Genomic DNA, 22,562 nt, shown 5'->3' with positions numbered 1-22,562 from the left:
TCAACGCGCCAAACGAGGCGGCAGCAGCAACTCGCGCTCGCCGGCGGCAACGCGCGCGAGTTCATCCGACATCCGCGCCAGCACGCGGTCCCAGGCCTGCGGTCTGTCCTGGCGGAACAGCCGCATGGTCGGATACCAGGGCGTGTCGGCGCGATCGCGCAGCCAGCGCCAGTCGAGCGCATAGGGACACAGCATCCAGACCGGGCGCCCGAGCGCGCCGGCGAGATGCGCCACCGAGGTGTCGACGGCGATGACGAGATCGAGCGCGCAGACCGCCGCCGCGGTGTCGGCGAAATCGCCGAGCGTCGGCGCGAGGTCGACGATATCGGCGCCGAGTCGCCGCAGCACCGGCGCATCGTCCGGTCGCGGCTCTTTCTGCAGGCTGTAGAGCTGGACACCAGGCGTGACCAGCCGCGGCAGCACGGCGTCCGCCGGCAGCGAGCGCTGGCGGTCGCCCTTGTGCCTGGGATTGCCGGCCCAGACCACGCCGACCTTCAGCGCGGACACGCCGCTGAGCGCGTCGCGCCAGCGGGCAAGCTTGCCGGCATCCGCCTGCAGATAGGATGTCGCCGCCGGAATGGTCTCGACGGTGGTGCGGAAGATCCGCGGCAGGCTGAGCAGCGGCAATTGCAGATCGAACGGCGGCAATGGCTCGCCGCGGGCAAACACCACGACACCGGGCAGCATCGGCCGCAGCAGCGCGACCAGCGCCGGCTGCACCTGGAGCATGATCCGGCCGCCTTTGCCCATCAGCATCGGAACGTAGCGGACGAAATTGATGACGTCGCCGAGCCCGTATTCGGCGAACAGCAGCAGCGTTCGTCCCGCCAGCGGCTCGCCCTGCCATTCCGGCTCGTCGAACACGGGATCGCCATCGCTCAGCATCCTGGTCTTGCGGCGCCACTGATACTCTTCAAAGCCCTCCTCGAACTCGCCGTTCATCAGCAGGAAATGCGCGTGGTTGTAGTGCGCCAACGGCTGTTCGGGATCGAGCGTGATGGCCCGGCGCGAAGACACGATCGCCGCATCGATGTCGCCGGCATTGCGCAGCGCGACCGCCAGATTGGCGTGCCCCTTGGCATAGAGCGGTTCGATCTCGATGGCGCGCCGATGCGCCGCGACCGCAGCCTCGACCAGATTCTGCGCCTCGAAGATGATTCCGAGATTGGTGTGCGCGGCAGCGTAATCCGGCTTGAGCGCCAGCGCGAGCTCGGCGCAGGCGATCGCCTCGTCGACTTGCCCAAGCTCGAACAGGCAGGCCCCGAGATTGTTGAGGATGACGTGATCGGAGGGATCGCGGGCCGAGAGCTGCCGGTAGAGACGGACCGCCTCCTCGCGCTCGCCGCGTTCGTGCAGCACCATGGCAAGCAGGCGCTGCGGCGCGAGGTTGCCCGGATCGAGCGCCGTTGCGCGCCGGTAGTGCAGGATCGCGTCCTCGAGCCGGCCCAGGCGGTAGAGCGCCGCGCCAAGGCCGCCATGCAGCCCGGGATTGTCGGGATCCAAGCCAAGCCCGCGGCGATAGGCGGTGACGGCAGCGTCGTGCTTTTTCTGATCGGTGAGCGCATTGCCGAGATTGAGCCAGACGCCGCGATAGGCCGGATCGCGCGCGATCACCTCACGATAGGCTTGCTCCGCCTCGACCGGCCGCTGCTGCCCGGCCAGGGCAACGGCAAGGTTGAACCGCGCCCGCGTCAGGCCGCCGTCGAGCGCGATGGCGCGGCGGAACGCCGCCTCGGCCTCGTCGAAGCGCGACAGGTCGCACAACGCCACGCCGAGCTTGATGTGCAGGCCGGCATCCTTCGGCCGCAGCATCACGCCGCGCTGAAACGCCGCCACTGCGCCTTCGTGCTCGCCCTTCACGGCGAGCGCATCGCCGAGCGTGCCGAACGCCGGTCCATGCTGCGGATCGAGGCTGAACACCCGGTTCAGCAGCACTGCGCCTTCCGCGGCGCGATCGGTCACGAAGGCGATGACGGCGGACAGATGCAGCGCCGGAATATGGTCGGGATCGGCGGAGAGGATGTCGCCGCACAGCGTGCCGGCCTCCATCGCGCGCCCCGCGCCGTAATGCGCCACCGCATCCAGCAACATCCGATCAATCGCCACCTTGCCCATACCGCCCCCGCCTTCAAGACCCCGATGCGGATTAAACGCGCGACGTTGCCAAATCCGGCACGCGAATATCGGATCGCGGCCCGCCAACGCCCTCTTGACGCTCGCCCCATCATGTAACATATGAAGTTACATGATCCGCGATAGCCGCCTGTCCAGCGTCCTGCACGGCGTGCTCCACATGATCGGGGCGGGCGAGCCGGTCACGTCGGAGCAACTTGCACAGGCGATGGCCACCAACCCGGTGGTGGTGCGCCGCGTGATGGCGGGCCTGCGCGAGCAGGGCCTGGTCCATTCGGAGAAAGGCCATGGCGGCGGCTGGACACTGGCGCGCGCGCCCGCCGACATCACGCTGGCGGACATCTATCGCGCGGTCGGCGCGCCGACGATCGTTGCGATGGGCCACCGGTCGGAAAATCCCGGCTGCCTGGTCGAACAGGCGGTCAACGACGCGCTCTCCGGCACGTTTCGCGAGGTCGAGGCGCTGTTCCTGAAACGGCTCAATGCGGTGACGCTCGAAGCGCTCGCGAAGGATTTCAAGCGCCGGCTCGCCAAACACAAACAAGGCCTCGAGGACCAGATCCATGCAACAAAATGAGTCGGCGAAACCTCTTCCGTTCAACGATCCCGCGCACTGGGACAAGATGGTCGCCACCTATGAGGCGCAGTCGCAGCCGTTCACGACGTTGTTCGCCGATGCTGCGATCGCAACACTTCCGATCGGTCCGTCATCCAGGGTACTCGATGTCGCCACTGGCACCGGTGCCGCGGCGCTCGCCGCCGCACGGACCGGCGCCGACGTCACCGCGATCGACTTCTCCGCCGGCATGGTGGCGCGGGTCGGCGCGCACGGCCTTCCCAATATCGAGGCACGGCAGATGGACGGCCAGGCGCTCGATCTGCCCGATGCCGCCTTCGACGCCACAGTCTCGGTGTTCGGCGTGATGCTGTTTCCGGACTGGCGCGCCGGACTGCGCGAGCTGGCGCGGGTGACGCGCCCCGGCGGGTCGGCAGCGATTGCGGTCTGGAAGAGCGCAGACGGCGCCGCCCTGCATCTCTTGCTCGCGCAGGTCATCCGGCGGCTCTATCCGGACAACGTCACGCCGATGCCCTGCACCGGCCTCGCGGAACTCGCCGATCCCGGCCGCCTCTCGGCTGCGGTCGTCGCCGCCGGCTTCTCCGATCCTGTCGTCATTGAAGTCACCCATGACTTCAAGCTCAATGTCGCCAACCCTGCCGACATCGACAAACTGTTCGCGTTCATGCCGCATTGGAGCGGGCTCGATGCGGACCAGAGCACGGCAGTTGCGCGCGCCTTCCGGAGCGAGATCGAGCAACGGCGGGTCGGCGACGTCTTCTCGATTCCTTCCACTGCGCTGATCGCGACAGCCCTGCGCCGATAGCTCGCGCTGCCCGGTCCAACATGCGAGCCGGTACGTTATCGATGACCAGCTTGCGTGTGTTGAATGATAGCGATTCATCGCGCAACCGCGCGACCGTCTTCTCAAATCGTGCAATGACCGCGCGTCTGCCGGCGCCAGGCTGAGCTATCCGCTGACATTGACCGACAGTGTGGTGCTCGCGCCGTATCCGGCGGGCTGAATCCCAAACTCGCGGGCGGCACCGTGCTGGGCCTTGGGGCGGAGTATGGCGGGCTCGGCGGCACCACACGGATCTGGACGTTCTCGGCCAGGGCGCGCGTGCCGTTCAACTGATCGGAAACGAGGCCGCCGGCCCCGCAGCCTCGGCGCTGCGGGTCCACGGCAGCGCCGTTCTCGCTTCACCTGCGCCGGCGCTTGTCGTCGTCACGCTTGTCCTCGTCACCCGGCGGCTGCAGGCCGGGGCTGTTGGCCCAGCGGTCGAGTTCCTCGATCACCCGCCGGTAACTCGGCCGAAGCACGGGCGGACCGCCGGGCTCCTGCGAGAGTTTTCGGGGCAGCTTGACCTGTTCTGGCATGACGAGGCTCCAGAGCTGGGGGCTGTGCGCGGCCCGACGATTGGATCGCCGGCCACGACGGAGGGCTGAAGATTACTTGCGGCCTTGCGACTGCGCAGGCGCCACGACCGGCTGCGGGGAAGCGGCTTGCTCCCACGGCGCAGGCAGGATCACCCGCGCCGGCGGCAGGGTCTGCGACGTGCGCTGCATATTCGCAGTTGCCGGCTGCGGTGCGTCGCCGGGATTATCCGCGCGGGCGATCGCAATCGTGATGCCCAGCGCCAATGCTGCGAGCCCAAGTCCCGCGCCGATCGAAGCGGCGGTGATGCCGGGCCGCGGCCGGTTCAAGATGGCAAGATGAGATGAGGTCATCGCAACTGCTCCTCACGCAATACGCATCGCTCGGCGCCGTACAGGACGCGAAGGCCCTGCACGGCTCAAGGCAGGCCGGTCGTCAGGTCTTGATGTCGGCCGGCAGCTTGCCGCCATTGGCGGCGAGCTTGGCCATCACCTGCTGATGCAGCCAGACATTCATGGTGGCGGTGTTGTTGGTATCGCCGGTGTAGTGCAGCTCCTTCGCGAGCTCCTTGCGCGCCGCAAGGCTCGAGTCGAGGCCGAGCGCCTTCATCAGGTCGACGATCGAGGTGCGCCAGTCGAGCTTCTCGCCGGTGGCCGCCGCCGCCTTGTCGACGATCGCAGCGACATCGACCGTTTGCGCCGCCGGCGTCCCTGGCGCCGCCGAGGTGGAAGCTGGCGATGTTGATGCCGATGCCGTGCCGGGCGCGGCCGTCGTTGTGATCTCAGCCGTCTTGGCTTGTGCGCCATGGCCGAAGATTGCACCCATGATGCTTCCGAAAATGCTCATGTTCTCTCACTCCATGCGCCCGGGACGGCGTGGTCCCGTGGCTGGTTCCAGTGACGAGCAAACGATAAGCAGGCCATTGGCCGAGCGGAAGATGACCATCGTCACTATCGGAGTGTGGGACGGCGTGGTGCAATTTGGGGCGAGAATCGTGCGGTCGTGCACCGCACGTCGCGAGCGTTTCATCGTACGCCCCACGTGCGATGAAGTCAGCCGTCCCGGCCCGATTCGCCAGCCCCGAGAAGTCGGGACGGCTGACACCAACGCGCGTTGAGCTAGAGCTGGCGGCGGCGGATGGTCTGGGCGAGCTCGACAAAGCTTTCCGCGATGCCGACGCCTGTCTTGGCGCTGACCGACTTGACGCTCGACTTGGCGAGTGACTTGGCGAGCCCGGCAATCGCGCCGGCGCTGCCCGCGGCTTCCGGCAGGTCGATCTTGTTCAGCAACGCGCGGTAGGGCCGGCCCGGAAAGCGCTCCTCGAAACCGCGGACCAACTCGACCATCCGGGTCACGGTCTGCGGCCGCGTGACGTCGGAGACGATGATGGCGGCAGACGCGCCGGTGACGTAGACGGTGTCGAATATCTGCGTGCCGAAATCGCCGTCGGTATCCCACAGCACGAGGCGCATCGGATCGCCGCCGTCGGCCGGCGCCACGTCGTGGCTCAGGATCTCGACGCCCAGCGTCGATTTGTACTGGCCCTCGAACCGGTTGTAGATCAGCCGGTAGAGGATCGACGTCTTGCCGACCCCCATATCGCCGAGCAGCATGACTTTCGCGGTGAGCATCAGCGGGCCACTTCGCCTCGATAGACCGTCTCGAACGCGACGCGGCGGTTGCCGCCGACGGTGGCGTCGAGCCGGTCGGTGATCGGCATCGCCGCAGCGCGCGACACCAGGATCAGTCGCGACGGATCGACACCGAGCGCGGTCAACCTGCGCTGGACCTGCTCCGCCCGCTTGCGCCCCAGCGTCTTGTTGGTGCCTTCGGTGCCGCTCTGATCGGCGTAGCCGACGACCCGTATCTTGAGATCGCTGTTCGCCAGCAGTCCGGCGAGCTCGCGCAGCTGCTGCTCGGCCTGGTCGTTGTAGAGGACTTCATCCGAATTGTTGGCGAAGAAGATCGCGGTCGAAGAGATGAAGCGGTCGAGCCGCGCCGTCGGGCCGTCGGCGACGGATTGCAGCTTCGTAAATTGCTCACCCAGTTTCGCGTACTGCTCGCCGAGCTTGTCATACTGCGCGGTCAGCCCGGCGATCTTCTGGTCGCCCGACTTCGCCTGCGCGCTCATCGCCTCGCGCATCTGGTCGAGGCTCGCCTGCAGGCGCTTCAGGCTTTCTGCGATGCTGGCCTGCGATGCGGCAAGCTGATCCGGCGCGGACACGAGCCCGATCCGGTTGACGATCCTGTACGGCGCCGCGGCCGCAGCGAGCGCGTCGATCAATGGCGCGGTCTCGAGCTGGCTCGGCTCGATTCCCGTAACGGCCACGCTTGCCTTGCCGTGATCGAAGTCGAGCCGTAGCGGGAACGTGGCCAGCAACGGCTGCTTCGCTGCGAGCTGGTCGAGCGCCGCATGGGTCCGCCGCTCGAAAAGACTGCGCGACACCGAGGTCGCGGCAAGCCAGAGCAGCAGCGCCAGCACAGCGGCGAGCACGCCAAACAGGATCACTTTGCCGCGCCGGCCTGCGATCCGCGGCGGCGTATCATCGGTCTCGATCGCGGCTGCGAGCGAGGCAAGCATCGGGCCATCGCAATCCGCGCCCCGGTCGATGCGCTCGATCGCGTCGAAGAATAGCGAATTGATCCGGGCATTGTCCGCCGGGCGCAGCGGGCCCAGGCACTCCGCGGCCAGGATGAAGCGGGGTGAGGCGCGCAGCGCGATCTGCCGGCCGCCGAAATCGAGCGTTTGCAGATTGCCCTCGCCGGCGAGCGCCTGCACCGAGAACTCCAGGATCGCGGCCACCATCGCGCTGAGCAGATCGGCGCGCTCGTCGGGGGTCGCGTCGCGCTTCCAGTCGGCGATCAGGCGGCCGTTGCCGCGCTCGATGATCAGCAGCCGGTTGACCCGCGGCGGGCTGTCGGCCAGCACGAACTCGCTGATCGGGCGCCCCGTTGCCAGCGACTTGATCCGCCCCACCCACAGTTGCGCCGAGGTCAGCGCGTTGATGCGCTGCTCGAGCGAGGCAACCACCTCCCTGAACGCATTCGCAACCGCGGCGCTGACCAGCCGGCCGACGATCGGATAGAGCGCTTCGATCATCTGCTCGCGCGAATTCTTGATCTCACTGCGGATCGCGGAGACCACCACCGGCGCGATCGCGCTGGCGAGCTCGCGCGGCCGGTTGACCTCGGCGCGCTCCAGCGCCTCGACCAGAATGCCGGCGGTGGCCGTCTCCAGGCGATCGGAATTGCCGACATAGCGCTGCAGCGAGTCGAGGTCGGCCTCCAGCGACGACAGGCGCGTCGCCTCGGGCTGAAACAGCAATGTCTTGAGCTGCTCGATCTCGCGATTCTGGCCGGCAGCAGCTGCCATGCTTATTTGCCCGTGCGGCCGGATCCCAATCCGCTGATGACGGTGCCGAGCTGGGTGATGGCCGCGCCGACATCCTTCAGCGAGTCGAGCCGCTTCTGCTCGGTATCCCGCTCGAGGTCGGAGAGCCGCGCAGAAAGCGCGGTGAGCTCGTTGGTGAAATCCGCCTGCATCTGCTTCAGCGATGCCCGCATCTCCTCGCGCAGACCCGAAAGGTTGGTCTCGAGCGAACGTTGCGCGCCGCCAAACAGCAGGTCGCGGACCTGATCGATCGCCGCCATGCCATGCGCTGCGGCATCCGCGCCGTTGCCGGCCGCCGCGTTTGCCAGTCCATCCGAATCCTTGGTCTGGCGCTCGATACCCTTCATGGTCGTTCCCTGCTCACTCAAAGCTGCGCAATCCGGACCTGCCGTGTCGAAAAGCAAATCCGGAACAATCCTATAGCCAATTTTGTGGGCGCGGCCCAGAGAAAGGCGAGCAATTTCAGCCAGATCAGCGGCCTGGTTGTACGGACAAGGCCAATTATTTCTAGTAAGTTATTGCCTTTATTGCGAGTTCCGTGCGGTTCTTGACCTGGCATTTCTCCAGGATGGTGCTGACATAGTTCTTCACCGTACCCTCGGCCAAATGCAGCCGCTCGCCGATCTCGGTATTGCTCTTGCCCTCGACGATCAGCGTGAGAATTTCATTCTCCCGCGCGGTCAGCCCGTCGCGAACCGGCAGCTTCGCCGAGACGCGCGGGCCGCGGAGCCGCTTGAACTCGTCGAGAATGCGCGCTGCGACACCGGGCGAAAGCCCGGACTGGCCGTTGATGACCGCGCGGATCGTCGATGCGATCTCCTCCATCCTGGCATCCTTGAGCAGATAGGCCTTGGCGCCCGCGCTGACCGCTTCGAAGATCAGGTCGTTGGTCTCGAACGTCGTCAGCACGACGATGTGGGTCTGCGGCAGCTCGCGGAGAATCCGCTGGGTCGCTGCGATGCCATCGACGCGCGGCATCTGCAGGTCCATCAGGATGACGTCCGGCCGGTAGCGCCGCGCGAATTCGATGGCCTGCTCGCCGTCGGCAGCACCGGGAAGGATCTCGAAATCATCGTTCTGCTGGGCAAGCAGTGTTGCGATACCTTCCCTGATCAGGGTCTGATCCTCGGCGATCAGCACCCGTACCTTCTCAATCCTGCTCACGGGCTTGCGTCATCCTCTCGAAGGTCCTGAATGCAACGGCATCAATCGGCCAGCACACCGACCGATCCGGCCGGCGGCACCGCCACGGGGAGCGATATCCGGACCAGCGTTCCCTGTCCGGGTGCGCTCTCGACCGCGCAGCTTCCGCCGACAAGTTCAGCAAATTCGGCCATTCCGATCAATCCGAAATGTCCGGGATGAGGGACCGCGGGATCGAAGCCGTGGCCGTCGTCGCGGATCTCGACCACGAGCTTGCGGCCGACCGCCGCCGGTGCATCGAAGGCGTGAAAGGAGACCCGGCGTGCCTGCGCATGGGCCTGGACGTTGCGCAGCGCCTCGCTGAGGATGCGTTGAACCGTCAATCCGCAATCGCGCAACCCGGCACGCGCCTCTTCGTCGATCTGGATCGACACCCGGACGCCGCTGCGTGCGGCAAAGTCGCTGAGCAGTCCCTCGACATCGGGATCGAGCTTCAGGTCGTCGGGGGTGCGCAGGCGATCGATGGCCTCACGGGCGCGCGAAAGGCCGCTCGCTGCGGCATCTTCGGCGGTTGCCAGGCTGTCCGCCACGCGCGCCGGATCGGCCGAGAGATAATGCCTGATCAGCCGGATCTGGGTCAGAAGCGCCACGATCGAATGCACCAGCGTGTCGTGCAGATCACGCGCCAGCCGCAGCCGCGTTCGCGCCAGCGAGGCAAAGCGCACCTCCGCGCTCGCCGCCTCGAGCTGCTGCTCCATCAGGCGCCGCGCCCGGCGCTCGCTGCCGAGCAGCGTTTCGACCTGACGCCCGGCAAAGTCGGGCATGGCGATGACGAAGTAGTGCGACCGCGCGCCATTCCACCGCACCACCGCCGTCATCGGCTGCGCGATGCCCGGCGATGCGCCGCGCACGCCGGCCAGCGCAATGATGTCCCGCCGGCCGCCGGCAAGCGCCGCCAACTCGGCTTCCATGCCGACCAGCAGCATGCACTCGCAGCAATCGACGCCGATCGCGGGAAGCCATTCGACCAGCCGCCCGATTTTCCGCTGCATGCTCCGGTCGGCCCCGATGACGGCGAGACCGATGACATCGGCTTCTGCGGCCGCAAGCAAATCCGCGCTCAAATCGATCATGCGTTGCCCATCAACTCAGCGAGCAGCCCACTCTGGCGTAAGCCGGCTGCGGTCGTAAACGAATATGACTTTCGTCACAACCGATCTTGACTTTCGTCAGATGCCGCCGCCGCACGAAATGCGGTTCTCTCTCGGACATGAGCAAAGGCGCAATCCACGATGTGCCACATGCCGTCGCCGATGGCGACGCCAGCCGGGCCGCGCCCTGGGAGGGTCGCGCCAGTCGACCGGAGCTTGGACTGACAATGAGGGCCGCGCCACGGAAATCGTCGCGCATCGAACTGCACATGTTGGCGGAAGCAGAGAAGCCAGCGCGGCGCCGGCGCCTGAGCGCGACCCAGAAGGTCGCGTTGCGGGAAGCCCTCGCAGGCCGCTTGCAGCTCTATCCGCGCGGATATGCTGCGAGCAAGACCGGACCGTTCCACTCACGGCGCGCCATTCTCGGCCTGGTGCGCGCCGGCCTGATGAGCCTCAGCGCCACGGCGCGCTATGCGGCCGTGACCAAACGCGCCCGGGAAATCTACGCGGCTGCGGCCGACAACGCAGCGAGCGAATAGGCCGGCGCAGGTCGCGGCTGACCTCCGGCGCGCCGTTCGCGATCCCGCTACAGCGCGATGAGATTGGGTTGAATCGTCATCGCGCTTTAGCTCCTTGTTTGAGCATGATCTTGTCGGAAAGCCGCTTCGCACTTTTCCGGATCACGCTTTAGAACGGGAACGAGAACTCCCGGACCGGGGACTTGCTGTCAAAGCCCACCCCCTTCGCCGGCCCCTTGCGATAGTGGCCGTTGTAATCACCGACGCGACGCCCGTCGGTCGAGAGACAGGCGAGGTCGTCGCGGCCGGCAGCCATTGGCCGGCGCCCCTGATAGCGCGTTCGCCAACAGTTGCAGTCCTGATCGCAGACCACCCTGATCCGCTCAACCGCCGGCTGCCAGGTGCGATCCGCAGCCGGACCGGCGGGACTGATCAGGACAAGCGCGACCTGTGCGAAACCGACGATCAGGTTAACCATGACGGTATCCACCCCTTGAGAGCGCCTCGGATCGGCATGCCCACGAAAGTCGTGCCGTCTTTCATAGCAGCTTGCCCTTGAATGAACCGGCCGTCATGAGGCCGTCGCACTGCACAAACTTGTGCAGATGCTTATTTTGTTGCCGGATTCGTGCTATAGTTCGACTCGAACAGAGTGATGGCTGGCACGCCTATGCGGTTTCTCGGTCTCGTTCTAAGGACGCTTTTTCTGCTCGTCGTGGTGGTAACAACGGCCCGGGTGGCCATGCCCCAGAATGAGAGCTTTGCGACTTTGTACGACACCCCTTCTGACCTGTTCCGCATCCTGCTCGGTGCCGCCGTCTGCTTCTTCGTTTGCATCCAGATCTTCCGATATTCGCGGGATCCTGTTGACATGCGCAGATGGGTTCCGATCGGTCTTGCGGTCCTGCCGCTGGCGCTGATTTGCGCACGCGTCATCTGGTAGCGCGCAGCGTCCCGCCTCGGCGCCCATACCGCCCGCCACGCGCTGCCCTTGCGGATCATTCTCCAGATCGGACAGGCTGAGCTGGCGTGCGCGGCCGACCGGCTTGACGAATTCCGGATTGGTGCCGGAAAGATTGATCTCGTTGCCGAGTTCGAAGGCGGCCAGAACGATGCCCTTGGCTTCCAGGCGATCGAGGACCGGCTGCAATGTCGCGTGGAATTGCTCGGGGTCGGCAGCGGACAGCGGCGTGCTTCCGAACGGATCGTAGCCGCCGAAATGGTAGATCAGCCACTCGATCCTGATGCCGCGCTGCCAGGCTCGCTCGGCGTAGTCGATGCCCTTGTCGTCCAGCGTGATGGAGGCGCGGATGACCGACACGCCGGCTGCATGGATCGCATCCAGCATAGCATTCTGATCCGCGACGCTGAGCACATAGGGATTGATGACGTTGACGCCGACGGCGGCCTCGCCGGCCCGCGCCGCGGAGATCGCGCCCAGAAGAGCCGCGAGCGTAAGCAGAACGCGCGTTGAACCAAGCGCGAGAAGCAAGCAGAAAGCCCTCGCCATGACTGCTCCGTCAGCTGTTCGGCAGGGGCGCGCCCCAAACTGCCGTCACGTTGCCACCGAGCCTTGGATTGTTGAATGGCCGTCTCGCGCGGATGATCGCCGGCAAGTCCGGGCTGTGAAACCGGGCGTAGTACGGCTCCATCCAGGCGAGATCGCCCTGGAAGGTCCAGGGGAAGAGTTGCTGCTGAACCTGGGTGCGAGCGCCGAAACTGCGCTCATCCTTGACGGCGCGCACGATCAGGCCAGCGAGCCGATGGATCGCTCCATTGTTCTCGGCATAGAGGTCGATGTTCCGCCGGCTCGCGAGTTCGGCGCAGAACACCAGCGGCGTGAGCGCAAAATTGTGGTAGTGCAGCGCGCGCTCGCCGCGCTTCAACTCGCGTTCCAGTTCGCCATGCGGGCCGATATCCCTGATGCCCTGACGCGCCCGGGAGATGCCGGCATCGACCAGGTCACCGCGATCCGTCAGGGTGCCGATCGACATCAGATCGAGGCCGGCCCAATAGACCAGATTGTTGCCGAGGTGATTGATGCGATCCGCATCGCGGGTTTCCTCGGCAATCCGGATCAGCCACGGCTTGATCTGCTGGAAGCGATGATCGGCCTTGGTGGGTGCCGCCGGGAAGCGCAGCAGCGCGAGCGCGAAATCGGTCCCGGCCCAGGAGCGCTCGAAATCGCTCTGATAATTGGCGCCTGATGTCAGCAGGGCGCTTCCCCTCGCCCAGCCTGCAAGCAAGTCCATGACGCAATCCAGATCGTGTTCATCGGCGGCCTTGTTGACCTCTGCAATGAACGCGTGCAGCGGCTTGATCGCTTCCGCGTATCCGCCTGCATTCTGGTAGAAGCCCGGTGGATCGACCGACGTCAGTGCCGGTGGCGCCTCGCACGTCCTGGCCGCGGCCGGTTGCGCAAGGCAGACAAGAGCGATCGACACGCCGATCGCCGCGAAACGGACGTCATGCTTCATTGAAAGAACTCCGCGAGCCACCGCGGGAAGACACCCCACGTCGTGAGCGCGGATACAGTCATCGAGAACCGCACGCAACAAGACAACAAAATCTAAAGTGATGCGCCGCAGAACCGGGTTCAGGCACCGTTCAGATTTGAACCCCCGTTCAGCGCGAGCGCCGACGATCACGGCAATATGAAGATTAGCTGCGAAGGCAAGCTTTACAGTTTACCTGTATATGTGTCATCACACCGGCATGAACAGTTCACCGGCCCGTGCCGGCTCAGCGCGGACATCCGCGCTCGCCGAAGATCTTCGCCTGTTGATCGGAACGCTGAAGCGCCGGCTGCGCGAGCAGGGGCAACGTGACGACCTGCCGCCGTCGCAGGTCGCGGTGCTGCTGCGCCTCGAGAAGGACGGCCCCGCGACCGTGTCCAGCCTGGCGCGGTCGGAGAGAATGCGTCCGCAGTCAATGAGTTCGGCGATCTCGGCGCTCGAGGCCGCAGGCCTGGTCCGCGGTGCGCCGGATCCGGACGATGGCCGCCAGACAATCATGTCGCTCACCGACATTTGCCGCGAGCGACTGCGCACCGGCCGCGCCGCGCGACAGGACTGGCTGGCGCGCACCATCGCGGCGCGGCTGTCGGCGCGGGAGCAGGATGAACTCGCCGCCGCGGTCGGCTTGCTGAAGCGGCTGGTCGCGGACTGACGCCGGTCGCCGCCGCCAATCGCGAAGAACATCCGGTTGAAAAGGTAACAATCATGGCCCTCACGACGCTCGATCCGATCACCGCGCTCATCGTCGTCGATCTGCAGGCCGGGCTCGCCGGCGCGCCCTTCGTTCATCCGTTCGCCGACGTCGTGGCGCGCGCCCGCGCCCTGCTCAATGCGTTTCGGCGGCGTGGACTGCCGGTCGTGCTGGTCAATGTCGACGGCGTTGCCCCCGGTCGAACCGAGCGTCCGCGCCACAACAGTGCATTTCCCGACGGCTGGACCGACCTGCTCCCGGAACTTGACCGGCAGCCGGGCGACATCGTCGTCACCAAGCGGACCTGGGGCGCCTTTGCCAGCACCGATCTGGAGATGCAGCTAAAGGCCCGCGGCGTCACGCATGTCGTGGTCGCAGGCGTTGCGACCGGCACCGGCGTCGAATCCACGGCACGGCAGGCCTTTGAGGCCGGCCTCAACGTCACGCTCGCGATCGACGCCATGACCGATGCGCGGCCGAACGCCCATGACTACAGCATCGAACAGGTATTCCCCCGGCTCGGTGAAACCGGCTCGACCCAGGCGATCATCGATCTGCTCGAAAGGATCCACGCGCATGAACTGGCTTGACCTCGTCGCCTACTTCTTCGGCGGCGCCTTCCTCACCAACGCGATCCCGCATGTCGTCGCCGGCATCATGGGCGAACCGTTCCAGACCCCGTTCGCCAAACCGCCGGGAGAAGGATTGTCGACGTCGACCGTCAATATCATCTGGGGCTTCTTCAATCTTTTCGTCGGCTATCTGCTGATCTGCCGCGTCGGCGAATTCGCCCTCCGCAACACAAGCGATGTCGCGGCCGTCGGTCTCGGCGGACTTCTATTCGGTATCGTCATGGCGCGGCGGTTCGGACGGTTCCACGGCGGGAATGATCCACAGCGAACATGAGACGCGTCTTTCGATCACTCGCAAGCTTCAACTACCGGGTCTGGGCGGCCGGCGCGCTGGTGTCGAACATCGGCACCTGGATGCAGCGCGCCGCGCAGGACTGGCTCGTCCTGACCCAGCTGACACATCACAGCGCATCCGCCGTCGGCATCGTGATGGCGCTGCAATTCGGCCCGCAGCTCCTGCTGATGCCGTGGTCCGGACTCGCCGCCGATCGCTTCAACCAGCGGCGGCTGCTGATGGCGACGCAGGCGACGATGGGCACATTGTCGCTCATCCTCGGCGTTCTCACCGTCACCGGGCTGGTGCAGCTCTGGCACGTCTATGTGTTCGCGTTTCTGTTCGGCTGCAGCGCCGCGCTCGACGCCCCGGTCCGCCAGACTTTCGTGGCCGAGCTGGTCGGTGATCGGGACTTGTCGAACGCCATCGCGCTGAACTCGACCTCGTTCAACGCCGCGCGCATGGTCGGCCCCGCGATGGCCGGCCTTGTCATCGCCTCGGTCGGCACCGGCTGGGCGTTCCTGTTCAACGGGGCGTCCTTCATGGCGGTGCTGACCTCGCTGTGCCTGCTGCGCAAATCCGAGCTGCGACCGAATGCGCGCGCAGCCCGTGCCAGCGGCGGCATCATGGAGGGATTTCACTATGTCTGGTCCCGCCCCGATCTCAGGGCGACCCTGGTCATGCTGTTTCTGATCGGCACTTTCGGGCTGAACTTTCCGATCTTCATCTCGACCATGGCGGTCGGCGTCTTCCATACCGACGCGCGCGGCTTTGGCCTGCTGTCATCGATGATGGCGATCGGGACGATGTCGGGAGCGCTGCTGGCGGCGACACGCGACCAGCCGCGCTTTGTCGCGTTGATGCTGGGCTCGGCGATCTTCGGCGTCGGCTGTACACTGGCCGCGCTGGCGCCGAACTACTGGCTGTTCGCCGCCGCCCTGGTCGTGATCGGCATCGCCTCATTGACGATCCTGAATACCTCGAACGCACTGATGCAACTCTCGACCGAGCCCGCGATGCGCGGGCGCGTGATGGCGCTGCGGCTCGGCGTCGCGCTAGGCGGCACGCCGATCGGCGCACCGATCGTAGGCTGGGTCGCCGACCATCTCGGCCCGCGCTGGGCGCTCGGCGTCGGTGCGGCAGCAGGGTTTGCCGCCGCGCTCGTCGCGCTCGGCATGCTCTCGCGGGCGAACGCCGCGGCCGGACAGCGCAGCGGACATGGCAGCATGCCGCCGGCCGAATGAGCCAGGGTCGCATTCAGACGTACCCGTAGCGTGACGTCATTCACGTCATTGCGAGCCGCCGATCGGCGCGAAGCGCCGCCGGACGACAGGCTCGGCGAAGCAATCCATCATTTCCGCCCGGCCGCGCCGGCGTGCGGGCCGACGATCTCAGGCCGATTTGTTCGGACGGACGCTGGCGCGGAACTCCTCAAAACTCTCCTTCATGCGATCCTGGATGATCTTGACCGCATCTGATGTCGATTGCCGCGCGGTCGACGCGCTGTCCTGGGCACCCTTCACCGCAATGTCGAACATCTTCCGCGCGAATTCGGTCTGCAAGGCGAGGTTCTCCTGAACCTTGCCGAGCGGCTTGTACTCGCGCGCCAGCGTCGAGGCCTCGCGCAGGCCGGCCTCCAGCACCTCGCGCTGCTTCTGCGCCACCGATTGCGCGCCCTGTGCGGCGACCTTCGCGCTCTGGCCGAGCGCCTCGAGGTTCTTCTTCTGGGTCTGCAGCAATTCGTCCACGTTCAGCTTCGGCAAGCCGAGATCAGTACCGAATTTCCGCAGCATATCGATGTATGAGCTGTTATCCGTCACGATATCCTCCTGTGGTTACGAGTTCTGGCGCCGGTCTCCGGACGTTGGAATGAGATCCCTGAGGTAACTGGTGGTCCGCGAGAGCAGGGTTGGCGACGCGGCCTGTCGGCTCTCGTCGGCGAGAAACGCCTCGATCAGGCCCGCGGTCTCCGCCGGCCGCGTCACGATGAACAGGTGCCCGTCGTCGATCAAATGCAGCTCTGCGTTCGGGATCAGGCTCGCCATGATGTGCCCGTTGATCGGAGGCACCAGCGGATCGTCACGGCCCATCAGGATCAGCGTCGGCTGCGGCAGCGACCACAGCCAGGGCAGGCTGGTCCAGCCGGTCATCGCCAGCAGCTGGTAGAAATAGCCCATGCTGCGCGCGCCATGCATCGCAGCGGCGTGCCGGCCGATCAGTGAGGGATCATCGCGAAACGCCCCGCCATAGATATCGGCGGCGATCCGGTTCATGTAATCCTTGTCGGTATAGCGGCGCGGCGTCGCCATCTTCCACAACACCGACGGACTTGCCGGCACCATGGTGAAACCCGGCGCGGTCGCCGCAAGCACCAGCCGGCGGCAGCGTTTCGGAAATTGGTGTGCGAATTGCTGCGCAATCCCGCCGCCCCAGGACACGCCGGCGACGTCGACCTCGGCGTAGCCCAGCTCGGCGACGAGATCGGCGGCAAGCCGCGCCAGCGTCGACGGGCGATACGGCCACGCCGGTCTCGGCGAGCCGCCGACGCCGGGGACGTCGAAGATGATGGCTGACGTGCCGGTGAGCGCGTCGAGGAACGGCTTTGCCAGCTCCCAATTGGCGCCGATCCCGTTGAACAGCAGGAGTGGCGGCCGGCTGCCGCTGCCGCGCCTGATCGCGACCTGAAGCAGCTGGCCGTCGATCGTGACCTGCCGCGTCTCGATCGCGCCTCGCTGCCTGTCGGGCGATGGGCTTGCGGTGTCGGCGCTGGTGAGATCCTCAGTCAAAGACGTAGGTTCCCGGCGCTTTGGCGAGGATCGGATGGCGCGCGCTGCCGAGCGCGGCCGGCGCACTGACCTCCTCGCCCGAGCGCGGCTGCAGCCAGTCGCGCCAGTCGAGCCACCAGCTTCCCTTGCGCTTCTCGGCCGAGGCCATGAACGCATCGGGCTTGTTCGCGGACGCCGGCCCGATCATGAAGGAGGCCTTCGGATTGCTCGGCGGATTGAGCAGACTCTGCAGGTGCCCGCTGTTCGACAGCAGAAGGTGGTGCCCTCGCCCATGATCTGGGCGGTCTTGTAGACGCCCTTCCACGGCGTGATGTGGTCGGTCATGCCCGCGACGACGTAGCTGTCGGCCTTGACCTTGCTCATGTCGATGGTCTTGTCGTTGAGCGTCAGCTTGCCGGCGTTGACGAACGGGTTGGAGAAATAGAGATCGAGATAGTCGCCGTGCAGCGCCGCCGGCAGGCGGGTGGTATCGGCGTTCCAGTACAGAATGTCGAACGCCGGCGGCTGGTTGCCGAGCAGATAGTTGTTGACCCAGTAGTTCCAGATCAGGTCGTTGGGCCGCATCCAGGCGAACATCCGCGCCAGGTCGTGGCCGTCGACGATGCCGCGCAATTGTGACGACGCCTTCGCCGCCCGCATGGTCTCGGGCGTCATCAGGCAGCCGAACGCGCTCTCGGATCGAGCAGGCAGACCGCCAGCACGAGATTCTTGATCTTCTTATCGGCCGCGGAGCCGAGCGTCGAGAAATAGGCCGTCGCCGTGATGCCGCCGGAGCAGGATCCCATCATCGAGACGTCTTCACTGCCGGAGATCTCGCGCGCCGCGTCGACCGCCTCGTCCAGCGCGGCGACGTAGGTGTCGAGCCCCCAGTCACGATGCGCCGCGGTCGGATTGCGCCAGCTCACCGCAAAGACCTGGATGCCGCTCTCCAGCAGGAAGCGGACCATGCTCTTGTCCGGCGAGAGATCGAGCGCGTAGTACTTGTTGATCTGCGGCGGCGTGATCACCAGCGGCCGCTTCCCGACCATCGGCGTGGTCGGCGTGTACTGGATCAGCTCGAGCAGCTCGTTGCGGAAGATCACGGCGCCCGGCGTGGTCGCGAGGTTCTCGCCGACCTTGAAGGCCTTCATGTCCACCATCGACGGCATGCCGCGATTCTGCGTGAGATCGCCGATGTAGTTCTTCAGGCCGCTCCACAGGCTCTGTCCACCGGTGTCGATGAACTTGCGTACTGCCGCCGGGTTGGTGACCATGGTGTTGGTCGGCGCAACCGCGTCGATCAGGATATCCGTGATCAGATGCGCGCGCTGCTTGTCGATGTCGCTGAGGCTGGTCTTGTCGACCAGGCCGCTGACCGCCTCGCCCCAGGCCAGATAGGCCTTGAGCAGGCCCGAATGCAGCGAGCTCTCCTTCCAGGTTGGATCGTTAAATCGCTTGTCGCCCGCCTTCGGCGCTCGCTCCGACTTGCCGGCGGCGATCGAGCCGAGCTCGCTGACGAATGACAGCCACTGCTCGGTCGCGACCTTCGGTTCGTTGATGACGGCCTTGAACAGGATGCCGGCGCCCTCGACCAGATCCTGGCCCTGGATGCCGACCAGTGGATTGAGCGCCAGCGTGTTGCGCGACGCGGCCTCGGACATGTCGGAGGCCGGCTGATCCGGGGCGCTTTTTTCCGTACTCATTGCTTTGCTCCCGCTGCGGGAATCAGGAGCGCCAGCGTCTCGGCGATCAGAGCAGGCTTCTCCGATCCCTCGACCTCCAGCGTGTTCAGGGTTTTCATGATCACCTGGCCGCCGTCCCTCGGCTCGATGCCGGACAAGACAACCCGCAGCCGCACCCTTGCGCCCGCGGGCACCGGCGTCAGGAAGCGGACCTTGTCGACCCCGTAGTTCAGCCCGGCGGCGGCGTCGCGCGGAATGATGCCGACCTGCATCGCCAGCGGCGCCACCATCGCGAGCGTCAGATAGCCATGCGCAATCGGACCGCGGAATGGGCTCTCGCGCCTGGCCCGTTCGACGTCGACATGAATCCATTGGTGATCGCCGGTGCAGGACGCGAACGTGTCGATGCGTTGCTGATCGATCGCGACCCAGTCGGAGAGCCCGAGCTCCTTTCCGACATGTTCGCCCAGGCCGGCCAGTGTGAGGTTGCTCATTTTGTTGTCCTCCTCGATCGTTTCTTTGGCGTGCTTGTCCCGTCACATGTCGCCGTATTGCTCGCGCAGCTCCTTCTTGTTGATCTTGCCGACGCTGGTCTTGGGAATGCTGTCGATGAACATGATCGTGCCGGGGATGCCATATTTCGAGATCACGCCCTGGTCGGCGAATTGCTTGAGATGCTCCTTAATCGATGCATCGGTGAGGCTGTCGGCGCCGGATGGCTTCTTGACCACGAGCGCAAGCGGCCGCTCGCCCCATTTCTCGTCTTTGACGCCGATCACCGCGGCCTCGGCCACTCCGGCGCATTGCGAGATCAGGTCCTCGATCTGCAGCGAGGAGACCCATTCGCCACCGGTCTTGATCACGTCCTTGATCCGGTCGGTGATGTGAACATGGCCGCCCGGACTGATCACCGCGATATCGCTGGTGTGCAGATAGCCGCCGGCCCAGAGCTGCTCCGAGCCCTCCGGATTGTTGTAGTAGCCCTGGGTCAGCCAGGGCGCACGCAGCACGATCTCGCCGGCTGACTTGCCGTCATGCGGGATGTCCTTCATGTCGGGATCGACGATGCGCAGTTCGACCAGCGGACCGGCGATGCCGGCCCTGGTGCGGAATTCGACCTCGCCGGCGGGGTCGCCGCTGAGATCCCTGGAGCTGACATGGGACACCGCGGCGAGCGGCCCGGTCTCCGACATGCCGTAACCGGCAAAGATGTCGATGCCGGCCTCGAGCGCCTGCTTGGCCAGCGCCTTCGGCAGGGCCGACCCGCCGATCACCATCTTCAGCCCATGAAGATCGACCTTGGCCGCAGCGGCGGCGTTGAGCAGCATCTGCAGGATGGTCGGCACGCCATGGGTGAAGGTGACGCCCTCGCTCTTGATCAGCTTGACCAGCATCGCCGGCTCGTAGCGGCCGGGATAGACCTGCTTGGTGCCGGCAAGCGTTGCCGACCAAGGAAAGCCCCAGGCGTGGACGTGGAACATCGGCGTGATCGGCATATAGACGTCGTCGCGCGAGAAGCGGCCTTGCGAGCCGGCCATGCCGAACAGCGCCAGTCCCGCGATCGAATGCAGCACGAGCTGGCGGTGGCTGTAGTAGACGCCCTTCGGCAATCCGGTCGTGCCGGTGGTGTAGAAGGTGGTGGCCTGGGTGTTCTCGTCAAAGTCCGGGAAGTCGTAATCGGGCGAGGCGGCCGCCAGCAGGTTCTCATATTCACCGATGAAGGACAGGCTGCCGGTCTGCGGCATCGGCCGGTCCGACATCACGATCATCCGTTTCACATTCGGCAGCTGTCCCTTCATGCCTTCCAGCAATCCCACGAACTCATCGTTGACGAGCAGCGTCGAGGCGCTGGCATGGTTGATCGTGTAGGCGATCTGCTCCGGCGACAGGCGGACATTCACCGTCTGCAACACCGCCGCCATCATCGGGATCGCGAAGAACGCTTCGAGGAAGCGGTTGCTGTCCCATTCGAGCACGCCGACGGTGTCGCCGGGCTCGACGCCGGCCTTGCTCAACGCCGAGGCGAGACGGCCGATCCGCTCCCTGATCTGTCGGTAGGTGAAGCGCTTGAGATCGCGATAGACGATCTCCTGATCCGGCGCCTGCACGCGCGGCGTGTGCCAGAGCTGCTTGAAGATGAGCGGATATTGATATGCGGATTGGGCAGTCTGAATCAGCCTTCCGACCATGGAAGCCTCCCTCGACCTGGTATTTCCTCCGACCGTTGCGTCCGCCGTTCTAAGCGAGCGGATCGTGTGGTCTGCCGTCCTGCGCCACAACGGTTTGACGACGTGACATTAGGACGAAGCCTCGCGTGACGCCCGAGATTTGTGAAGGTCCGAATCGGACATCTGCCGGGTCTCAAGCGGACAAGCTGCCCTCATCGACAGCAACGGTCTTGACCGAAACGATCCGCTTCGCCGTCTCCAGCAGCTTCTCCCCCGCTCCGCTTTTTGCTGCTCTGCAACAACAATGCCCCATTGATAAGCCTCGGATAAGGCTTGGGTTGTGCCGTGAACCGGCTATGTTTCCGCGGTGTTGGTGGGCGGGAATCGGCTTTGCCCTGCTCTCGCGATGTCCTGCTTCCGGACCGAAGGAAAGGCTGGTTCCCTTTGCAACCAACCATGCGACTGAAGAAGCCTGGGGGCTCTCGCTCCGACATCCTGACCGTCGGCACCCGCGACAAGGTCTATGAAGCGACCAAGTTCGGCGCTGTCTTCGACATGCTGGCCGGCGCCGGCGTCCCGGCCGAGGCCATCCTGCGCGACACCAACATTCCGCTGGCCGACGTCCATTCGCCGCAGGCGCGGATTTCGTTGACGCAGTTGATGACCGTCTGTCAGAACGCGCTGCGACTGTCGCGCGACCGTCACCTGCCCTATCGCATCGGCGCGTCGATCCACATCTCGACATACGGAATGTACGGCTATGCGCTGCTGTGCTGCCCGGACTTTCGCAAAGCCATGGAGTTCGCGATGCGCTACCACGCGCTCGCGGCGCCGCTGGCGGCAATCGACTTCGTCGAGGACAAGGCCGCGGCACGATGGACCATCGAACCCAATCTGCACGCGCTTGCCGATTCGACGCTCTACCGGTTCGTCGCCGAGATGCAGATCGGCATCCACATCTCGCTGATGCGCGACATCATGGGGCCGGGCTTTTCCCCCACCGAAATCACGCTCGCCTATCCGCAGGCGACGGACTTCGATCTTCCGCTCGATCATGTCGGATGCCCGGTGCGGTTCGATCAGCCGGCCAACCAGATCGTGTTCAAGGCGCAATGGCTGGATCGCAGCGCCGATCTCGGCAACAAGACGACGTATCCGACCATCGTGGCGTTATGCGACGACTTGCTGGGAGATCTGAGATTGCGCACCGGGGTAGCCGGAAAGATCCGCGCCATCCTGCTTCGCGATATCGCAAATCCGCCGACGTTCGAGGCGATCGCAAGGCAGCTCGGCATGAACGACCGGTCACTGCGGCGCCAGCTCCGCCAGCAAGGCTTTTCATTCCGCGTACTGCACGACGAGTTGCGGACCCAGATTGCCCTGAGATATCTCCGCAACACGACGCTGGCCAATGAAGACATCGCATTGGCGCTCGGGTTCAGCGACGCGGCGAATTTCAGGCGCGCGTTCCACCGCTGGACCAACAAGGCGCCGAGCGATATCCGCGGCGAATGATTCGGACTGCGGTTTCTTGCCGGCGAGGACGCCGAAAACGGTTCTCGCG

27 protein-coding genes are annotated in these 22,562 nt (G+C 65.4%); 8 read left to right on the top strand and 19 right to left on the bottom strand.

Annotation, left to right across the window (positions count from 1 at the left end; genetic code table 11):
• Positions 1–2,091 (bottom strand): tetratricopeptide repeat protein, encoded by a 2,091-nt coding sequence (locus ACTUWL_RS19165; protein WP_291736464.1) that lies wholly within the window; start codon positions 2,089–2,091, stop codon positions 1–3.
• 154 nt (positions 2,092–2,245) lie between these two features.
• Between ACTUWL_RS19165 and ACTUWL_RS19160 the strand changes: the two genes are divergently transcribed.
• On the top strand, positions 2,246–2,710 hold the full coding sequence (locus ACTUWL_RS19160) for an Rrf2 family transcriptional regulator (protein WP_021079496.1): 465 nt from the start codon (positions 2,246–2,248) through the stop codon (positions 2,708–2,710).
• Entirely contained in the window at positions 2,697–3,515 is an 819-nt protein-coding gene (locus tag ACTUWL_RS19155) for a class I SAM-dependent methyltransferase (RefSeq protein ID WP_021079497.1), read from the top strand. Before ACTUWL_RS19160 ends, ACTUWL_RS19155 begins: the two co-directional genes overlap by 14 nt.
• Before the next feature lie 377 nt (positions 3,516–3,892).
• On the opposite strand, the gene ACTUWL_RS19150 is transcribed toward ACTUWL_RS19155, so the two are convergent.
• From ACTUWL_RS19150 to ACTUWL_RS19115, 8 genes are all read right to left on the bottom strand, one after another.
• Entirely contained in the window at positions 3,893–4,069 is a 177-nt protein-coding gene (locus tag ACTUWL_RS19150) for a hypothetical protein (protein WP_021079498.1), read from the bottom strand.
• Positions 4,070–4,141: 72 nt separating this feature from the next.
• Positions 4,142–4,420 carry a hypothetical protein gene (locus ACTUWL_RS19145; protein ID WP_021079499.1) on the bottom strand — a complete coding sequence of 93 codons (279 nt, stop codon included), beginning with the start codon at positions 4,418–4,420 and terminating at the stop codon, positions 4,142–4,144.
• Positions 4,421–4,502: 82 nt separating this feature from the next.
• Complete coding sequence (locus ACTUWL_RS19140) at positions 4,503–4,913, bottom strand: DUF3597 domain-containing protein (RefSeq protein WP_021079500.1); 411 nt, start codon at positions 4,911–4,913, stop codon at positions 4,503–4,505.
• A gap of 272 nt (positions 4,914–5,185) precedes the next feature.
• Positions 5,186–5,698, bottom strand: coding sequence for a Rab family GTPase (locus tag ACTUWL_RS19135; RefSeq protein ID WP_021079501.1), 513 nt, complete (start codon positions 5,696–5,698; stop codon positions 5,186–5,188).
• Positions 5,698–7,440: an OmpA family protein gene (locus tag ACTUWL_RS19130; protein WP_021079502.1), complete on the bottom strand. Its 1,743-nt coding sequence runs from the start codon at positions 7,438–7,440 to the stop codon at positions 5,698–5,700. Before ACTUWL_RS19130 ends, ACTUWL_RS19135 begins: the two co-directional genes overlap by 1 nt.
• A 2-nt stretch (positions 7,441–7,442) precedes the next feature.
• Entirely contained in the window at positions 7,443–7,805 is a 363-nt protein-coding gene (locus ACTUWL_RS19125) for a hypothetical protein (RefSeq protein WP_021079503.1), read from the bottom strand.
• Positions 7,806–7,965: 160 nt separating this feature from the next.
• Positions 7,966–8,622, bottom strand: coding sequence for a response regulator transcription factor (locus tag ACTUWL_RS19120; RefSeq protein ID WP_021079504.1), 657 nt, complete (start codon positions 8,620–8,622; stop codon positions 7,966–7,968).
• A gap of 41 nt (positions 8,623–8,663) precedes the next feature.
• Positions 8,664–9,734 (bottom strand): sensor histidine kinase, encoded by a 1,071-nt coding sequence (locus ACTUWL_RS19115; protein WP_021079505.1) that lies wholly within the window; start codon positions 9,732–9,734, stop codon positions 8,664–8,666.
• 287 nt (positions 9,735–10,021) lie between these two features.
• On the opposite strand from ACTUWL_RS19115, the gene ACTUWL_RS19110 reads away from it, so the two are divergent.
• Positions 10,022–10,291, top strand: coding sequence for a hypothetical protein (locus tag ACTUWL_RS19110; RefSeq protein ID WP_291736455.1), 270 nt, complete (start codon positions 10,022–10,024; stop codon positions 10,289–10,291).
• A 148-nt stretch (positions 10,292–10,439) separates the two neighbouring features.
• On the opposite strand, the gene ACTUWL_RS19105 is transcribed toward ACTUWL_RS19110, so the two are convergent.
• The 3 genes from ACTUWL_RS19105 to ACTUWL_RS19095 form a co-directional block, all read right to left on the bottom strand.
• Complete coding sequence (locus tag ACTUWL_RS19105; protein ID WP_021079507.1) at positions 10,440–10,748, bottom strand: hypothetical protein; 309 nt, start codon at positions 10,746–10,748, stop codon at positions 10,440–10,442.
• A 213-nt stretch (positions 10,749–10,961) separates the two neighbouring features.
• Complete coding sequence (locus tag ACTUWL_RS19100) at positions 10,962–11,780, bottom strand: hypothetical protein (RefSeq protein WP_021079508.1); 819 nt, start codon at positions 11,778–11,780, stop codon at positions 10,962–10,964.
• Positions 11,781–11,790: 10 nt separating this feature from the next.
• Positions 11,791–12,747, bottom strand: a complete 957-nt coding sequence (locus tag ACTUWL_RS19095; RefSeq protein ID WP_021079509.1) for an alginate lyase family protein — start codon at positions 12,745–12,747, stop codon at positions 11,791–11,793.
• Between the two features lie 238 nt (positions 12,748–12,985).
• Here ACTUWL_RS19095 and ACTUWL_RS19090 point away from each other — a divergent pair, with 238 nt between their 5' ends.
• From ACTUWL_RS19090 to ACTUWL_RS19075, 4 genes are read left to right on the top strand one after another with little or no spacing between them, the layout of a single operon-like run.
• Positions 12,986–13,438: a MarR family winged helix-turn-helix transcriptional regulator gene (locus tag ACTUWL_RS19090; RefSeq protein WP_035651759.1), complete on the top strand. Its 453-nt coding sequence runs from the start codon at positions 12,986–12,988 to the stop codon at positions 13,436–13,438.
• Between the two features lie 53 nt (positions 13,439–13,491).
• The gene (locus ACTUWL_RS19085) at positions 13,492–14,067 is read left to right on the top strand and encodes an isochorismatase family protein (protein WP_021079511.1); all 576 of its coding nucleotides are present in this window, start codon (positions 13,492–13,494) and stop codon (positions 14,065–14,067) included.
• A complete protein-coding gene (locus ACTUWL_RS19080; protein WP_021079512.1) occupies positions 14,054–14,383 on the top strand; it encodes a hypothetical protein in 330 nt (109 codons plus the stop codon). The genes ACTUWL_RS19085 and ACTUWL_RS19080 overlap by 14 nt, the downstream gene beginning before the upstream one ends.
• The gene (locus ACTUWL_RS19075; RefSeq protein WP_021079513.1) at positions 14,380–15,627 is read left to right on the top strand and encodes an MFS transporter; all 1,248 of its coding nucleotides are present in this window, start codon (positions 14,380–14,382) and stop codon (positions 15,625–15,627) included. The genes ACTUWL_RS19080 and ACTUWL_RS19075 overlap by 4 nt, the downstream gene beginning before the upstream one ends.
• A gap of 147 nt (positions 15,628–15,774) precedes the next feature.
• On the opposite strand, the gene ACTUWL_RS19070 is transcribed toward ACTUWL_RS19075, so the two are convergent.
• The 7 genes from ACTUWL_RS19070 to ACTUWL_RS19040 are packed head-to-tail and all read right to left on the bottom strand — an operon-like array spanning position 15,775 to position 21,019.
• Positions 15,775–16,203 carry a phasin family protein gene (locus ACTUWL_RS19070; protein WP_021079514.1) on the bottom strand — a complete coding sequence of 143 codons (429 nt, stop codon included), beginning with the start codon at positions 16,201–16,203 and terminating at the stop codon, positions 15,775–15,777.
• Between the two features lie 15 nt (positions 16,204–16,218).
• Entirely contained in the window at positions 16,219–17,169 is a 951-nt protein-coding gene (gene phaZ / locus ACTUWL_RS19065) for a poly(3-hydroxyalkanoate) depolymerase (protein WP_021079515.1), read from the bottom strand.
• Positions 17,162–17,356 (bottom strand): hypothetical protein, encoded by a 195-nt coding sequence (locus tag ACTUWL_RS19060; RefSeq protein ID WP_021079516.1) that lies wholly within the window; start codon positions 17,354–17,356, stop codon positions 17,162–17,164. The genes phaZ and ACTUWL_RS19060 overlap by 8 nt, the downstream gene beginning before the upstream one ends.
• Positions 17,353–17,823 (bottom strand): alpha/beta fold hydrolase, encoded by a 471-nt coding sequence (locus ACTUWL_RS19055; protein WP_021079517.1) that lies wholly within the window; start codon positions 17,821–17,823, stop codon positions 17,353–17,355. The genes ACTUWL_RS19060 and ACTUWL_RS19055 overlap by 4 nt, the downstream gene beginning before the upstream one ends.
• Positions 17,823–18,851, bottom strand: coding sequence for a PHA/PHB synthase family protein (locus ACTUWL_RS19050; protein WP_021079518.1), 1,029 nt, complete (start codon positions 18,849–18,851; stop codon positions 17,823–17,825). The genes ACTUWL_RS19055 and ACTUWL_RS19050 overlap by 1 nt, the downstream gene beginning before the upstream one ends.
• Entirely contained in the window at positions 18,848–19,324 is a 477-nt protein-coding gene (locus tag ACTUWL_RS19045; RefSeq protein WP_021079519.1) for a MaoC family dehydratase, read from the bottom strand. The genes ACTUWL_RS19050 and ACTUWL_RS19045 overlap by 4 nt, the downstream gene beginning before the upstream one ends.
• Positions 19,325–19,366: 42 nt before the next feature.
• Positions 19,367–21,019, bottom strand: coding sequence for a fatty acid--CoA ligase (locus ACTUWL_RS19040; RefSeq protein ID WP_021079520.1), 1,653 nt, complete (start codon positions 21,017–21,019; stop codon positions 19,367–19,369).
• A gap of 435 nt (positions 21,020–21,454) precedes the next feature.
• Here ACTUWL_RS19040 and ACTUWL_RS19035 point away from each other — a divergent pair, with 435 nt between their 5' ends.
• A complete protein-coding gene (locus tag ACTUWL_RS19035) occupies positions 21,455–22,513 on the top strand; it encodes an AraC family transcriptional regulator (protein WP_021079522.1) in 1,059 nt (352 codons plus the stop codon).
• Positions 22,514–22,562 lie beyond the last annotated feature (49 nt).

Source organism: Bradyrhizobium sp. WCU1 (assembly GCF_053474805.1).
Note: the sequence above shows the minus strand (reverse complement) of the source record. Positions and strands in the feature narration are given on the sequence as shown.